The sequence below is a fragment of the Cobetia sp. genome, assembly GCF_983723665.1.
Genome location: NZ_CFDJES010000016.1, coordinates 4,064 through 19,191 on the forward strand (window position 1 = coordinate 4,064; position 15,128 = coordinate 19,191).

13 protein-coding genes are annotated in these 15,128 nt (G+C 63.7%); 3 read left to right on the forward strand and 10 right to left on the reverse strand.

From position 1 onward, the window contains the following. Positions 1 to 347 (reverse strand): TetR/AcrR family transcriptional regulator (locus AC4FAH_RS03210; RefSeq protein WP_490245633.1); only part of this gene is annotated, 347 nt, incomplete at its 3' end. A gap of 566 nt (positions 348 to 913) precedes the next feature. Between AC4FAH_RS03210 and lexA the strand changes: the two genes are divergently transcribed. Beyond that, positions 914 to 1,543: a transcriptional repressor LexA gene (gene lexA / locus AC4FAH_RS03215; RefSeq protein ID WP_043332079.1), complete on the forward strand. Its 630-nt coding sequence runs from the start codon at positions 914 to 916 to the stop codon at positions 1,541 to 1,543. Between the two features lie 146 nt (positions 1,544 to 1,689). Here the strand turns inward: lexA and AC4FAH_RS03220 are convergent, their stop codons facing one another. The 3 genes from AC4FAH_RS03220 to topA form a co-directional block, all read right to left on the reverse strand. Further along, positions 1,690 to 1,929, reverse strand: coding sequence for a hypothetical protein (locus AC4FAH_RS03220; RefSeq protein ID WP_052384340.1), 240 nt, complete (start codon positions 1,927 to 1,929; stop codon positions 1,690 to 1,692). A 252-nt stretch (positions 1,930 to 2,181) separates the two neighbouring features. Further along, positions 2,182 to 2,661 (reverse strand): DUF6586 family protein, encoded by a 480-nt coding sequence (locus tag AC4FAH_RS03225; protein WP_153635242.1) that lies wholly within the window; start codon positions 2,659 to 2,661, stop codon positions 2,182 to 2,184. Beyond that, complete coding sequence (gene topA, locus AC4FAH_RS03230; RefSeq protein ID WP_107335351.1) at positions 2,661 to 5,303, reverse strand: type I DNA topoisomerase; 2,643 nt, start codon at positions 5,301 to 5,303, stop codon at positions 2,661 to 2,663. Before topA ends, AC4FAH_RS03225 begins: the two co-directional genes overlap by 1 nt. Positions 5,304 to 6,076: 773 nt before the next feature. On the opposite strand from topA, the gene pyk reads away from it, so the two are divergent. Next, positions 6,077 to 7,546: a pyruvate kinase gene (gene pyk, locus AC4FAH_RS03235; protein WP_043331933.1), complete on the forward strand. Its 1,470-nt coding sequence runs from the start codon at positions 6,077 to 6,079 to the stop codon at positions 7,544 to 7,546. Positions 7,547 to 7,625: 79 nt separating this feature from the next. Then, entirely contained in the window at positions 7,626 to 8,099 is a 474-nt protein-coding gene (locus tag AC4FAH_RS03240) for a methylglyoxal synthase (RefSeq protein ID WP_054555025.1), read from the forward strand. Positions 8,100 to 8,356: 257 nt separating this feature from the next. Here AC4FAH_RS03240 and AC4FAH_RS03245 read toward each other — a convergent pair whose 3' ends face one another. From AC4FAH_RS03245 to AC4FAH_RS03270, 6 genes are all read right to left on the reverse strand, one after another. Beyond that, entirely contained in the window at positions 8,357 to 9,211 is an 855-nt protein-coding gene (locus AC4FAH_RS03245; RefSeq protein WP_490245634.1) for an isochorismatase family protein, read from the reverse strand. A gap of 63 nt (positions 9,212 to 9,274) precedes the next feature. Then, a complete protein-coding gene (locus tag AC4FAH_RS03250; protein ID WP_192838408.1) occupies positions 9,275 to 9,982 on the reverse strand; it encodes a prephenate dehydratase domain-containing protein in 708 nt (235 codons plus the stop codon). Between the two features lie 95 nt (positions 9,983 to 10,077). Continuing rightward, the gene (locus AC4FAH_RS03255; RefSeq protein WP_153635239.1) at positions 10,078 to 10,830 is read right to left on the reverse strand and encodes an SDR family oxidoreductase; all 753 of its coding nucleotides are present in this window, start codon (positions 10,828 to 10,830) and stop codon (positions 10,078 to 10,080) included. A 196-nt stretch (positions 10,831 to 11,026) separates the two neighbouring features. Then, positions 11,027 to 11,578: a lactoylglutathione lyase gene (gene gloA, locus AC4FAH_RS03260; protein ID WP_153635238.1), complete on the reverse strand. Its 552-nt coding sequence runs from the start codon at positions 11,576 to 11,578 to the stop codon at positions 11,027 to 11,029. 118 nt (positions 11,579 to 11,696) lie between these two features. Then, positions 11,697 to 13,529: a sodium-extruding oxaloacetate decarboxylase subunit alpha gene (oadA, locus tag AC4FAH_RS03265; protein WP_153635237.1), complete on the reverse strand. Its 1,833-nt coding sequence runs from the start codon at positions 13,527 to 13,529 to the stop codon at positions 11,697 to 11,699. Between the two features lie 83 nt (positions 13,530 to 13,612). Continuing rightward, the gene (locus AC4FAH_RS03270) at positions 13,613 to 15,028 is read right to left on the reverse strand and encodes an acetyl-CoA carboxylase biotin carboxylase subunit (RefSeq protein WP_043331944.1); all 1,416 of its coding nucleotides are present in this window, start codon (positions 15,026 to 15,028) and stop codon (positions 13,613 to 13,615) included. Positions 15,029 to 15,128: the final 100 nt, after the last annotated feature.

The following is a 15,128-nucleotide window of genomic DNA, read 5'->3' on the forward strand; positions in this document are numbered from 1 at the left end:
AGCCCGAGCAGGCGCATGAAGGTACGCAGGCTGTTGCGCTCGGCCGGCACCTCCAGCACGGTACGCGCCATCACCTCCAGCAGGACCTCCAGCGGCACCTGACGCCCGGCGTATTGCTGCTCGATGCTGTCGAGTGCCGCGTGGAAACGCTCACTGAACGGGTCGAGATAGCGCGCGAAGACCGCCTGGATCAGCGATTTCTTGGAGCCGAAGTGGTAGTTCACCGCCGCCAGATTGACCTTGGCCTTGCTGGTGATGTTGCGCAGTGAGGTCTCGGCGAAGCCGCGCTCGGCGAACAGCACCTCGGCAGTATCGAGGATGCGGGTAACGGTATCGGTCTGGGCCATGGGCGGAACCCTTGTCAGGTAGAAAAGAACTGGAGTCGTAGGTCACGGCGCAAGCCCCGCGCGGCGACTCTCTCATGAGGTGGTGCATGTTCACCGCAAGGCACGTTCGATCACGGCACCCGTGAGCACCGCCATCGACGAACATTCGTTTGAAACACTTTGATTCTAGCGCGCCATGCCATGACTGACAATTCTCTCGCGTTTCAAACGCCAGAGGTTTAGCCAAGCCTGATATTCCCTCAACGCTGACCATCCCGATTCAAGGGCTCGTCATGCTCGGTGACTGACCACCCCGCCAGAGCCAGGCCGGGTTCATCTCCAGACATTCATCTCCAGACATTAATCTCCAGGCATTCACTTCCAGACATTCCCATCAAGAAAGAATGCCTCGGATATCGGCACGAAAAGTCGCCAGACAGCGATATCTCGGCGACTACCTGCCCTTTGAGGCCACCACGCAAGCCACGATGCCTTGCATGACCGCCATGACTGGATACAATGACAGTTGTATGGATGCACACCCCGTGCCGTCAGCTCAAGATGCCGCCCAGGCCAAAGGCAATGCCATGACCCAGCCGCTTACTCCGCGCCAGCAGGATGTCTTCGACTTCATCATCAAGACCATCAAGTCCTCTGGCTACCCGCCGACGCGGGCCGAAATCGCCCAGGCGCTGGGCTTCCGCTCACCGAATGCTGCCGAGGAGCATCTGCGTGCCCTCAAGCGCAAGGGCGCCATCGAGATGGTGCCGGGCACCTCTCGCGGCATTCGCGTGCCGTCGCTGGCTGACGTCGACGACAGCGCCAACGATGGCCTGCCGGTGATCGGGGAAGTGGCCGCCGGCAGTCCGATTCTTGCCAGCGAGCATATCGACCGTCACTGCCCGCTGCCGAGCGACTACTTCTCGCCGGCTGCCGACTACCTGTTGCGCGTGCGCGGCGTGTCGATGAAGGACGTGGGAATTCTGGAAGGCGACCTGCTGGCCGTGCACCGCACCAGCAGCGTGCGTGACGGACAGATCGTAGTGGCACGTCTGGGGGATGAGGTCACCGTCAAGCGCTTCCGCCGTGACGGGCACTACGTGTGGCTGGAAGCCGAGAACGAGGACTTCTCGCCGATCAAGGTCGACCTGCGCACGGACAGCCTGGAGATCGAAGGTCTCGGGGTGGGCGTCATCCGCGATGGCGGCCTGCACTGAGGCCTTGACCAGCAGCGCTTTGAGCAACGAGCTATGCCCAGCAGCACCTTTCTCGCAGAGCTCTGAGCAACAGAAAAGCCGCACGCATTGCACAAAAAAACCCGCCTCGAGGCGGGTTTTTTTGTGCGCGAAGCGCGAGCGATGAATCAGTGCACGATGCCTTCTGACTGCTCGTCCTCGTCTTCTTCGCCATCCCAGAGGCGAGTCCGGGTGATGGCGTGGTCGATCATCTCACGCGCGACCTCGAAACGATTGTCACGCAGCAGATCGGCGGCCTCGTCCGAAATGCGAATGCTGAGCAGCGGCTCACCTTCGCTTTCCGCGGCGCGCAGAATCACTTCACCATCTTCCATTTGCACAATTTCAAGTACGGCGGGATCGGACACGTCATTCCTCCTGCACGGCATCTCGCGAGATACCGGCGTCGTTGTAATCGTCAGCGCGACGGCTGGCAAGCCCGGCACCGCGTTGCCATCAGCGACGCAGAAAAAAGTACGACCACAGCCAGAGCCATGGTCGTACCGGAGAATGCAGGGCTTGCCACAATGCGATCAGTCTAGCACCCGTGAAGGCGAAACGTCACCCGATTGCCATGCGCCAGTCATCACCAGCGTGCAGCACCAGATCAACGCCTTGACCTACCACTCGACACTCGACTCGCGCAGCTGCGGCAGCAGCGCCTTGAATGCCGTGATGGCGGCACTGAGACGCTCGGCCAGCGAGGCGCTCGAGGCTGCCGCGATGATCAGACCATCACCACGCGAACGCGATTCCTCGCGGCGAGCGACGCCGCCCTCTTCATGCAGGCGGGTCACATCCGCGACCAGCTCAGACAACCAGCTGTCGGAATGCTCCAGCAGGCTGCGCAGCTGCTCGACCTCGGCGATGGGCGTCGGCGGCGACGCCAGGCGCTCGCGCCAGCTACCCTCTGGCCAGCGCGCCGTCACGGCACACTCTTCCAGCAATGACGCCAGCGCCAGCTCCAGCAGGGCGAGCGCGCCCTCTTCACCGGCCATGCGACGCGCCACGGCATGCTCATCGTCGCCAGAGGCTGCTGACTGGGCCAGCAGCAACTCGGCCTGATACAGCAGCTGATTGGTACGGGCACGCTGGCTCATCAGCTCTTGGCTCCCTTGCGCTTGTCCTCGACGACCCAGCGGCCGTTGTCGTAGGTCGCCTTCCAACCGGTCGCCTTGCCTTCCTCATCGGTCATGACGTACTGAGCCTTGACCTTGCGCGAGAAGCGAATCTGCGCCGGACGTCCGTCCGGGTCCTGATCCGGGGCTTCGAGAATGAAGTGATACTTCTCCGGCAGCTCGTCGGCATGCGCCTTGAGCTCCTTGACCAGCGGCGGACGCGTCTCGCGATTCTTGGGGAACTGACTGGCCGCCAGGAACAGGCCACTGGCGCCATCGCGCAGCACGTAGTGGTCCTCGACCTTGACGCAGGCAAGTTCCGGCATCGGAATCGGGTCCATCTTCGGCGGCGCCACCTCACCGGACTTGAGCAGCTTGCGGGTATTCTTGCAATTCTCGTTGGTGCAGCCGAAGTACTTGCCGAAACGCCCGGTCTTGAGCTGCATGTCGGAACCGCACTTGTCGCACTCGATCACCGGGCCATCGTAGCCCTTGATGCGGAACTGACCTTCCTCGACCTCGTGACCGACACAGTCCGGGCTATTGCCGCAGACGTGCAGCTTGCGCTGCTCATCGATCAGGTAGCTGTCCATCGCGGTGGCGCAGATCGGGCAGCGACGCTTGGCGCGCAGCGCATCCGTCTCGGCATCTTCACCGGCATCGGCCGCCACGGCTTCATCGCCCGGCAGCAGATCGATGGTGGTCTTGCAGCGCTCCTTGGGCGGCAGGTTGTAGCCGGAACAGCCCAGGAAGACCCCGGTCGAGGCGGTACGAATCTGCATCTCACGCCCACAGGTCGGGCAGGCGATGTCCGTCGGCACCGGCTGGTTGGGACGCATGCCCTCTTCGGACTGGGCGTGGTCCAGCTCGGCCTTGAACTCGGCGTAGAAGGTGTCCAGCAGCTCACGCCAGTTGCGCCCGCCGTTGGCCACCTCATCGAGATAGTCTTCCATGCGCGCCGTGAAGCCGAAGTCCATCAGGTCCTTGAAGGACTCGCTGAGGCGATCGGTGACGATGTCGCCCAGTTTCTCGGCATAGAAGCGACGGTTTTCCAGCGCCACGTAGCCACGGTCCTGGATGGTGGAGATGATGGCGGCATAGGTGGACGGACGACCGATACCGCGCTTCTCCAGCTCCTTGACCAGGCTGGCCTCGGTGTAACGCGCCGTGGGCTTGGTGAAGTGCTGCAGCGGCTGCAGCTCGACCAGGTCCAGCTTCTCGCCGATGGCGAGGTCCGGCAGCGACTGGTCCTCTTCCTTCTTGCCCATCGGCTTCATGACACGCGTGTAACCGTCGAACTTGAGCACACGGCCCTTGGCGCGCAGCTCGTAGCCATCCACTTCGATGGTCAGCGTGGAGGACAGGTATTCGGCCGGCAGCATCTGACAGGCCACGAACTGACGCCAGATCAGCTCATACAGGCGCTCGGCGTCACGCTCCATGCCGGCGAGATCAGTCGCACGGCGCGACACTTCGGAAGGACGAATCGCTTCGTGCGCTTCCTGGGCGCCTTCCTTGCTGGAGTAGACGTTGGCCGCTTCCGGCAGGTAGTTGCTGCCGTATTCTTCGCTGATGAAGTCGCGCGCCGTGGCCACCGCGTCCGCCGACAGATTGGTCGAGTCGGTACGCATGTAGGTGATGTAACCCGCCTCGTAGAGACGCTGGGCCATCATCATGGTCTTCTTGACCGAGAAGCCGAGACGACCACTGGCCGCCTGCTGCAGGGTCGAGGTGATGAACGGCGCGTTCGGCTTGGAGCGCGTCGGCTTGTCTTCACGATTGGTGATCGCGAGCTTGGCCGTGCGCAGCGCCGCGATGCGGTCCATCGTCTCCTTCTCGCTGGTCGGACGGAAGGCCTTGCCATCCTGACGCGCCAGCTCGAAACGGATCGCTTCACCACTGGCGGCGGCCAGCTCAGCGTGGACATCCCAGAACTCTTCGGGGATGAAGGCGCGGATCTCGCGCTCACGCTCGACGATCAGACGCACGGCAACCGACTGCACGCGCCCGGCGGACAGGCCACGAGCGACCTTGGCCCACAGCAGCGGCGAGACCATGAAGCCGACGACGCGATCCAGATAACGGCGTGCCTGCTGGGCATGTACGCGGTCCATCTTCAGTTCGCCCGGCTCATCGAAGGCCGCCGTGATCGCCTTCTTGGTGATCTCGTTGAACACCACGCGCTTGTAACGCGAATCGTCGCCACCGATGGTCTCGCGCAGGTGCCAGGCAATCGCCTCACCTTCGCGGTCCAGATCCGTCGCGAGATAGATGGTGTCGGCTTTCTCGGCCAGACGCGTCAGCTCGGAAACGACCTTTTCCTTGCCAGGCAGGATCTCGTAATGCGCCTCCCAACCATTCTCCGGGTCGACCCCCATGCGGCGGATCAACTGGGTCTTGGCCTTCTGCGCCTTGTGAGCCGCCTTGACCTCGGGCGACATCTTGCGAGTCTCCGCCGCCTGACGGGCACGTTCCTTGGGGTCGGTGGCCTGCTTGCCGCTTCCGCTGGTCGGCAGGTCGCGGATGTGCCCGACACTCGACTTCACCACGAAGTCGTTGCCGAGATACTTGTTGATGGTCTTGGCCTTGGCGGGCGACTCGACGATCACCAGTGACTTGCCCATGGTTGCTCGCATCTCCTGGCCGGCGCTGATTGCGCCGGCGAATGACTCGTCGCGCTGGGTTTTGTCCCAGCCGAAAAATGCGCCTACCCTACCCCAGCATTTCAGCGCTGACCAGCAATGTTGAGACTGACGCTTCGTCAGGGCGGCTCGACAGGGCGCCTCTGCGACAGCCTCGAGACATGCCATGCCACCCGCCATGTCAGCATGCGGCTTGCGCCGAATGACATCGACAGCCTTCAGGCATGTGGTCGTGGCAATCCGGCATTCGAGCCGGGTTTGAGCATAGGTCATCAGCGCATGGCAGCGGTCAACGGGCCCGATACACGGGGCCGGTACAGGGTTCTGCGCTGGGCCGATGCGCGGAAATTTCGCTCAGCAGGGTATTGCCACTATATAGGTAGCACTGGAATGGCTGTCAGTGAAAGCCAGCCGGCGGACATTGGCGTGACGGGGCGGTCACCACGACACTGCCGCAGAGAGCATGCGACGCCTGGCCGTCAGGCCTCGAAATGACGGGCCGCGCCCGCATGGCGCAGCGCGGCATACCCTGACGCCCCAGCCCATGTCCGCGTACCCGCGACAACGTATTCGCAACAATCGCTCGGCATACTTCACGTCACCCCTTGCAGTCCCGATCGTGATCACGAGAATGGACAACGACAGCCGACGATACTCGACAGGCTCCCTTTCAGCCTTCAATGTAGTAAAATGACAACAACCTGGTTTGCGTTTTCAGCCAGTCCATCACGCCAGTGTTCAAGGAGTATGCTTTCATGCCGCACGCGTTCAACGGCCCGATCCGCCGCACCAAGATTGTCGCCACTCTCGGCCCTGCCAGTGACAAGCCGGGTGTGCTCGACGCGATGATTCGTGCCGGAGTCGATGTGGTACGCCTCAACTTCTCCCACGGTAGCCCCGAAGACCACCGCATGCGCGCCGAGGCCGTACGTCAGGCTGCCGCCGCACAGGGCCGCAGCGTCGCCGTACTGGGCGACCTGCAGGGCCCGAAGATCCGCATCGCGCGCTTCAAGGATACCGCCGTCAAGCTGAGCGAAGGCCAGCCGTTCATCCTCGATATCGGCCTGGGCCGTGATGAAGGTACCGTCGAGCGTGTCGGCTGTGACTACCAGGAACTGGCCGATGACGTGGTCGCGGGCGACGTGCTGCTGCTCGACGATGGCCGTGTGGTGCTTGAGGTCAATGAGCTCAAGGGCAACGAGATCCACACCACCGTCAAGGTCGGCGGCAAGCTGTCCAACAACAAGGGCATCAACAAGCAAGGCGGCGGCCTGTCTGCCGAAGCCCTGACCGACAAGGACAAGGCTGACCTGAAGACCGCCATCGATATCGGCGTCGACTATCTGGCCGTTTCCTTCCCGCGCAGCGGCGCCGACATGCAGCTGGCCCGTGAACTGCTGGGCGAGGAAGGTCGTGACATCGGCCTGATCGCCAAGGTCGAGCGCGCAGAAGCCGTGGCCGACGACGCCGTGCTGGATGGCATCATCCTCGCCAGTGAAGGCGTGATGGTGGCGCGTGGCGATCTGGGCGTCGAGATTGGCGATGCTCAGCTGATCGGCGTGCAGAAGCGCATGATCCGCCGCGCGCGCAGCCTCAACCGCGTGGTCATCACGGCCACCCAGATGATGGAATCCATGATCAGCGCGCCGCTGCCGACCCGCGCCGAAGTCTTCGACGTCGCCAATGCCGTGCTCGACGGCACCGACGCCGTGATGCTGTCGGCCGAGACCGCCGCCGGCGACTTCCCGGTCGAGACCATCGAGACCATGGATCGCGTCTGCCTGGGCGCCGAACGTGAGCGTGCCGCGCAGGAATCCCAGCACCGCATCCACGAAGGCTTCAGCAAGACCGACGAGACCATCGCGCTGTCCGCGATGTATGCCGCCAACCACCTGACCGGTGTCGTGGCCATCGTGTGCATGACGGAATCCGGCTATACCCCGCTGATCGCCTCGCGCATCCGCTCCGGTCTGCCCATCGTCGGCCTGGCGCAGGACCAGAAGACCCAGCGTCGCATGGCCCTCTACCGCGGCGTGGTGTCACTGCCCTTCGATTCCAGCGAATTGCCGGCGGCGGAAATCAACCGTCGCGCCATCGCGGAGCTGGAAGCCCGTGGCATCGCGACTCGCGGTGACCTGGTGATCCTGACCCGTGGCGACCAGATGAACGCACATGGCGGCACCAACACCATGAAGATCGTCACTGTCGGCAGCACCATCGACTGATCGGCCTCGCTGGCCTCCCGCCCCGGGCCTTTCAGGGAGGGAGGCCAGCGACATTGCCCCATCCTCAGGAGGTCAGGGAATGAGCGAACAACGACCCAAGCGCCAGGCACGGCGCACCCTGCCAGCACGCAAGCGCATTGCGCTGGTGGCGCACGATGGCAAGAAGGATGAAATGCTGGCGTGGGCCAATCGCTGGCGCGATGAGCTGTCCCGCCACCAGCTGCTGGGCACGGGCACCACTGCCCGCCGCATCAGCAAGGAGCTGGGCCTCGAGGTCGAAGGCCTGCTGAGCGGCCCGCTGGGCGGTGATCAGCAGATCGGCGCGCGCATCGCCGAAGGCAATCTGGACCTGCTGGTCTTCCTGTGGGACCCGTTCGCGCCGATGCCGCACGACCCTGACGTCAAGGCGCTGCTGCGCCTGGCGGCATTGTGGAACGTGCCGGTCGCCAGCAATGCGGCCAGCGCGGACTTCCTCTTCCACTCGAAGTTGATCTCCGAGGAAGTCGAAGTGGCCGTGCCGGACGCCAACGACTGGGTCAGCACCCGCGCCTGAATGACGCTGGCTGTCGCCCCATGAAAACGCCGCCTGCTCGCAAGAGAGGCGGCGTTTTCATGGCCAGATGTTGTAATCAAACTACCTTTTGCGCAGACGGGCGGCCTTGCCTGCACGGCCTCTGACGAAATTGCTGCCTTCCTGCCACCTTCCCAGCTCTTCCTCTCTCCACTTTCACGCTATCCCGCTATCCCGCTATCCCGCGACGCTATGCGAGAGACGCAGCTCAATCCATGACAGCAGCTCACGACATCTGCTCAAGAAGTCAGCTCAAGCTGACTGGCGATCACCGCACCACGCGCCGCCATGCAGTAAAGTCCGATGTGATGACTGTCTGCCTGGGGATGCGTCGCCGTATCGGGGAGCCCCAGCTGCTCAACCACTTCGGCCGGCAGGTCGTAGGTGGCACAGCCGGGCTCCAGCACCACGATGTCACGCACCTTGCCCAGCAGGCCGTGATTGCGCGCCGACAGCAACGTCAATACCAGGTCCATCACGCAGATATCGGTGCAGATGCCTACCACGACCAGGCTTTCCAGCCCTTCGTCGCTCACCCACTCCTGCAGCGCATTGACCTGGGTATGGGGATCAATCGCGCCGACATAGCCATTGATGCAGTCCTTGCGCACCAGCGTGGCCTGCGGCTCCTCCTCCAGCCAGGCAAGTTCCGCCACCAGCTCATCCTCGCCGCTGCCCTGCTCACAATGGGCGGGATAAGGCGGCTCCGGCTTGCCCGGCGCATGGGAATCAATGAAGGCCAGCAAGGGGCGTCTGCGCTCACTGAAGGTTCGCGCCAGCGTATCGCTGAGGGCGATCATCCTGCTGACCTGTGCATTGGGCGCCTGAGGTGCCAGCGCACCGCCTGCGACCTGACAGAAGCCGTTGATCTCATCGACGATGATCAGCCCGGCCGTCGGCAGCGAGACCGGCACCACGGCCGGCCGCACCGGCAGGCGGGCATCAAGCTCGCCGGGGGCCTCCCACTCGGCGGGAGCGGCAGGAATGCGTTGCACCACACTGGACGCCGCGACATCGGATGAAGTCGCGGCGTCCTGCGTCTCTGGTGTAGAGGATACGGAGGGAGCGGACGAGCGCTGGTCGGAAGACACCATGCAAAAGGCCTCTGATGACGAATGGCCTTCAGCATAACGGAACTCAGGGCCGAGCGGCGACCCTCACCCGGCGGGCTCGCTGGTACCGGACAGCACGGCGTTGCCCTGCCCTTCATCCACCGTGGCATCACAGGAAAAGCACTGGCCGCGCACCCGCGAGTGATCACGCCTCAGCACCGCGAATTGCGCCACACGGCCGGGGTCATCCTCGATGCGCTGGGCGAGGCACACAAGCCCCGGGCGACGCGCCAGTGATGGCGGCGCGATGGCCAGCGTATCGCTGCGACTCTCTGCCATGTCCAGCGCATCCGCCATGTGCAGACACTCCACCCGCTCGACCTCCGGCAGGTTCTGCTGCAGCCAGGCATCGCACTCTTCGAACAGGGCCTCGCGTGCCACGATACGCCTCACCGCCGACGGCGAAGCCCCGGGCGGCCCGAGCAGACTGAGACTGATGGCACGGAAGACGCGCCGCTCGACGCAGATGCCCGTCCAGAAGGCCAGCGCCTGATGCGTGGTGCGCACCGGACGCTGATGCCCACGCGACCAGGGCACCACGGCGGTATCGATCTCGCCTTCCGCCAGCGCCCTGATGACCTCGTCGATGCCTGCGTAAGCCTTGAGCTGGGCGTCGTTGGCATAGAGCTTGAGCGCGCACTCGCGCGAGTAACCCCCAAGGTGCCCGGGATAGCCCACGCGCAAACCATCGGGAGCCGGGATCACGCCCTGCGGCGAGATATCGCCGTGGACTTCGCTAGCTGTCACCTTCATACCAGCCCCTCATGCCAATGTCTGAACAAACCTCATCCTGACAACAGCATAGCCGCAAACATGGGCGGTGTTAGGCAAAACCCACCTCGGTGACCTCAGGCAAAGCCGCCATTGGCACCGATGACCTGGCCACTCACCCAGCCGGCATCTTCGCTGGCAAGCCAGGCCACCACGGCTGCGACATCCTGCGGGTCCGCAATGCGCCCCAGCGCCGCCATGCCCTTGAGGCGCTCGATGGTCTCTTCACTCTTGCCGTGACGAAACAGGCCGGTGTCCGTCGGGCCCGGCGCCACGGCATTGACCGTGATGCCTCGCTCGCCGACTTCCTTGGCCAGCACCCGCGTCAACTGGTCCACCGCGGCCTTGGAAGCCGCATAGGGCCCGTAGGTCGCGAACATCTGCCGCGTCACCGAGGTGGACATGTTGATCACACGTCCGTCATCGCGCAGATGCCGCGCCGCCTCACGCATCAGATTGAAGGAGCCGGTCAGATTGGCCTGCATCAGGTTGGCGAAGTCGTCATCCGTGAAATCGGCGATGGGCTTGTAGATGCTCATGCCGGCATTGTTGACCAGGATATCCACCCCGCCGTACACGCGCCGGGCTTCGGTGAACAATTGTGCCGCGTCGCTGCTGACACCGACATCGGCCTGAACGGCGATCGCCTTGCCGCCCCGCGACTCGATATCCGTCACGACCTGCAAGGCACCATCACTGTCGCTGCGATAGTTGACGATGACGTGAGCGCCGTCCGCCGCCAGGCGCTGCGCGATCCCGGCGCCGATCCCGCGTGAAGCCCCACTGACTACCGCCACCTTGCCGCTCAACCGCTGTGCATTCTCCGACATAGCTGTCTCCTCTTTCGTCATGGGCGATCGACCTCAAGGGCCATCAATAATGAGCGCCTTGCGAGTGTCAGTCAGACATCATCATTGCAGCAAGCGAATGCCGCTGACACCCCTGCAACGCGGGGTTTCGCATAAACGAAAAACCGCCACCCCGGGCATGCCGGTAGTGGCGGTTCTTTTACAGCGGCGGCCTGCCTCAGACTTCGCCGTTGGCCTGACGCTCGAAGGTATCGGCGCGCAGGATCTCGATCCAGTAGCCATCGGGGTCCTTCACGAAGGCCAGACCCTTCATCTTGCCATCGTCGGGACGCTTGACGAACTCGACGCCCAGCGACTCGAAACGCTCGGCAGCCGCGTAGACATCCGGCACGCTGACCCCGATATGGCCGAAGCCCTGCGGCTGGGCGTTGCCGTCATGGTAGGCGAAGTCCGGGTCATTCTCGGTGCCCCAGTTATGGGTCAGCTCCAGCATCGCCTCACGCCCGAAGGTGTAGGTGGTGCGCTTGAGGTCATCACCGGGCACTTCACTGGCCTGGTCGTCATCCAGATAGGCGAGGAAATAGAGGCTGAACTGCATTTCCGGGAAGTCGAGCTTGCGCACCAGACGCATGCCCAGCACGCGAGTGTAGAAATCCAGGCTGCGCTCGGGGTCCTTGATGCGCAGCATGGTCTGGTTGAAGACGTAGCCACGGGTGGCCGGGTCGATCTGCTCACTCAGGCCGGGAGCCTGCTCGAAATGTGTTGCCATGTTGGTCCTTCCACAGGAAAGGACGGCAGAGCCTCGAAGATGCCCGGCCGCCCCTGGTGATCGTATAGCTGTCAGATGGTGACGGCGGCCAGATTTTGCAACCTCGCCGCCGCTGGCATCACGCGATCTCGATCAGTACTTCCCCCGGCGTGACACGATCGCCACGCGCGACATGAATGGCCTTGACGGTACCGTCGACACGCGCGGCGATCTCGGTCTCCATCTTCATCGCCTCACTGATCAGCACCGACTGGCCCGCGGTGACGCTGTCACCGACCGCGACCAGTACCTCGACGATGTTGCCCGGCATCGCGGTGGTGACATGGCCCGGCGCCGAGGCGCTGGCACGTCCGCCGCTCTGGCCGCCCGCCACGTAATCGTCCTTGGCCTCGAACACCACCTCTTCCGGCATGCCGTCCAGGGTCAGGTAGACGTGACGCTTGCTGCCCTTGGCACCGCCGACGCCGGTGATCTGCACCGCGTAGGACTCGCCGTGCACGTCGATGACGAACTCGGTCGGCACGCCAGAGGTCACCGGGCGCTCCGCCTCGCCCTGGGGGATGATTTCCGGTGTGAGCGTGCCGGCACGACGCTCGTTGAGGAAGTCACGTCCCAGCTCCGGGAACATGGCGAAGGTCAGCACGTCCTCGGGGGATTCGGCCAGCTCGCCCAGCTCCTCGGTGAGGCGCGTCATCTCCGGCGCGAGCAGGTCGGCCGGGCGCCCGACTTCCACCGGCGCGTTGCCGATGGCACGCGAGCGGACCTCTTCGTTGACCGGTGCCGGCGCCTGACCATAGCCGCCCTGCAGATAGCGCTTCACCTCGTTGGTGATGCTCTTGTAGCGCTCGCCGGTCAGCACGTTGAGAACCGCCTGGGTGCCGACGATCTGCGAGGTCGGGGTGACCAGCGGCGGGTAGCCGAGATCGGCACGCACACGCGGAATCTCATCGAACACCTCGCGGATGCGCTCCAGGGCGTTCTGCTCCTTCAGCTGGCTGGCCAGGTTGGACATCATGCCGCCGGGGATCTGACTGATCTGGACCGAGACATCCTCGCGGGTGAATTCGCTCTCGAAGGCTGAGTACTTGCTGCGCACCTCGTGGAAGTAATCGCCGATCTCGCGCAGCGACTCCAGCTCAAGGCCGGTATCCCACTGGGTGCCGCGCAGCGAGGCCACGAAGGATTCGGTGGCCGGATGGCTGGTGCCGCCGGCGAAGGCCGAGATGCAGGTATCGATGTGGCGACAGCCCGCCTCGACGGCCTTGATCTGGCACTGCGGCGCCAGGCCCGCCGTGGCGTGGCTGTGCAGGTGGACCGGCACCTCGACCGCCTCGACCAGCGCGCTGACCAGATCATAGGTGGCGTACGGCGTCAGCAGGCCGGCCATGTCCTTGATGGCGATGGAATCGGCCCCCATCTCGACCAGCTTGCGCGCCTGCTCGACGTACATCTCCAGCGTATGCACCGGGCTCACGGTGTAGCAGATGGTGCCCTGGGCGTGCTTGCCGGCCTTCTTGACCGCGCGCATGGCGGTTTCCATGTTGCGCAGATCATTCAAGGCATCGAAGACACGGAAGATATCGATGCCACCTGCCGCGGCGCGCTCGACGAAGGCCTCCACCACATCATCGGCGTAGTGACGATAGCCGAGCAGGTTCTGGCCGCGCAGCAGCATCTGCAGCGGGGTGTTGGGCATGGCTTCCTTGAGCGCCTTCAGACGCGTCCAGGGGTCTTCCTTCAAAAAACGCACGCAGGCATCGAAGGTCGCGCCGCCCCACACTTCGAGACTGTAGAAACCGGCCTGATCGAGGCGCGCGGCAATCGGCAGCATGTCCTCGGTGCGCATGCGGGTCGCGATCAATGACTGGTGGCCATCGCGCAGCACGACTTCGGTGACCTTGACGCGCTCGGCGTGATCAACGGCGGGGGTGTTGGGGGTTGCAGCTGTCATGTCTGGGGTCCTTCTAATTGTTGGCTACGTGAACCGGGGGAAGCTCAGAGAAGATTCACGACATCAGGGGCATCAGGTGCGCATCAGAGACCGGCGTGGGCCGCGATGGCCGCCGCGATCGCCAGCGCCGTCTGTTCCGGCAGGCGCTTGACCGAGTACTGGGTCAATTCCGGGTGGGCTGCGACGAAGCCGGTATCGAAGTGTGCGTTGCGGAAATCAGGGTGCTTGAGGATTTCCTGATAGTAAGGCGCCGTGGTCTTGACGCCCTGCAGACGCATGTCATTGAGGGCACGTGAACCACGATTGATGACCTCTTCCCAGGTCAGCCCCCACACGATGAGCTTCAGACACATGGAATCGAAATACGGCGGGATGGTGTAGCCGGTATAGATCGCGGTATCGGTACGCACGCCAGGCCCGCCCGGCGCGTAGTAGCGCGTGATGCGTCCGAAGCTTGGCAGGAAGTCGTTCTTGGGGTCCTCGGCGTTGATGCGGAACTGGATCGCATAGCCGTGATGGCGAATGTCTTCCTGACGGAAGGCCAGCTTGTGGCCCCAGGCGATGCGGATCTGCTCGCGCACGATGTCCACGCCGGTGATGGCCTCGCTGATGGTGTGCTCCACCTGCACGCGAGTGTTCATCTCCATGAAGTAGATCTCGTTGCCCTTGACCAGAAACTCCACGGTACCGGCGTTGCGATAGCCGACGGCGCGGGCGGCACGTACCGCCATCTCACCGACGTAGGAGCGCTGCTCCGGTGTCAGCTGTGGACTGGGGGCGATCTCGATCAGCTTCTGGTTGCGACGCTGGATGGAGCAGTCACGCTCGAACAGATGAATCACGTTGTCGTGATTGTCGGCCAGGATCTGCACCTCGATATGCAGCGGGTCGACCACGCAACGCTCGAGGAACACATCGGCACTGCCGAAGGCCTTGGTGGCTTCCGAGATCACGCGCCCCCAGGCCTGCTCGAGCTGATGAGCATCATCACAACGCCGGATACCGCGCCCCCCACCGCCTGAGGTAGCCTTGAGCATGACGGGGTAGCCGACCTGCTCGGCGACACTCAGCGCCTCCTCGACATCGGCCAGATTGCCGGCCGAGCCCGGCGTCACCGGCACGCCGGCCGCCTTCATGGCATCGCGGGCCTGGGTCTTGTCACCCATGCGGGCGATGACACTGCTGGCCGGCCCCACGAAGGCGATACCCGCCGCTTCACAGATGGCCGCGAATTCGGCGTTCTCCGACAGGAATCCGTAGCCCGGATGGATGGCGTCACAGCCGGTCTCGCGCGCGAGATCGACCAGGCGGCGGGCATCCAGATAGCCGGCCAGCGGGTCTTCGCCGATGAAATGCGCTTCATCGGCGCGTTTGACGTGCAAGGAGAAACGATCAGGTTCGGTGTAGACAGCGACTGAGCGGATGTCCATCTCGGCACAGGCGCGTACAATGCGCACTGCGATTTCCCCTCGGTTGGCAATCAGCAACTTGCGAAACATGGTGACTCTCCCGGACGTGACGCGTGATCTTGTTGTGGTGCTCTGGTCGTGCGCTTGTCATTGACCGCCAGACGCGACAACGGCGCTGACAGACACGAGG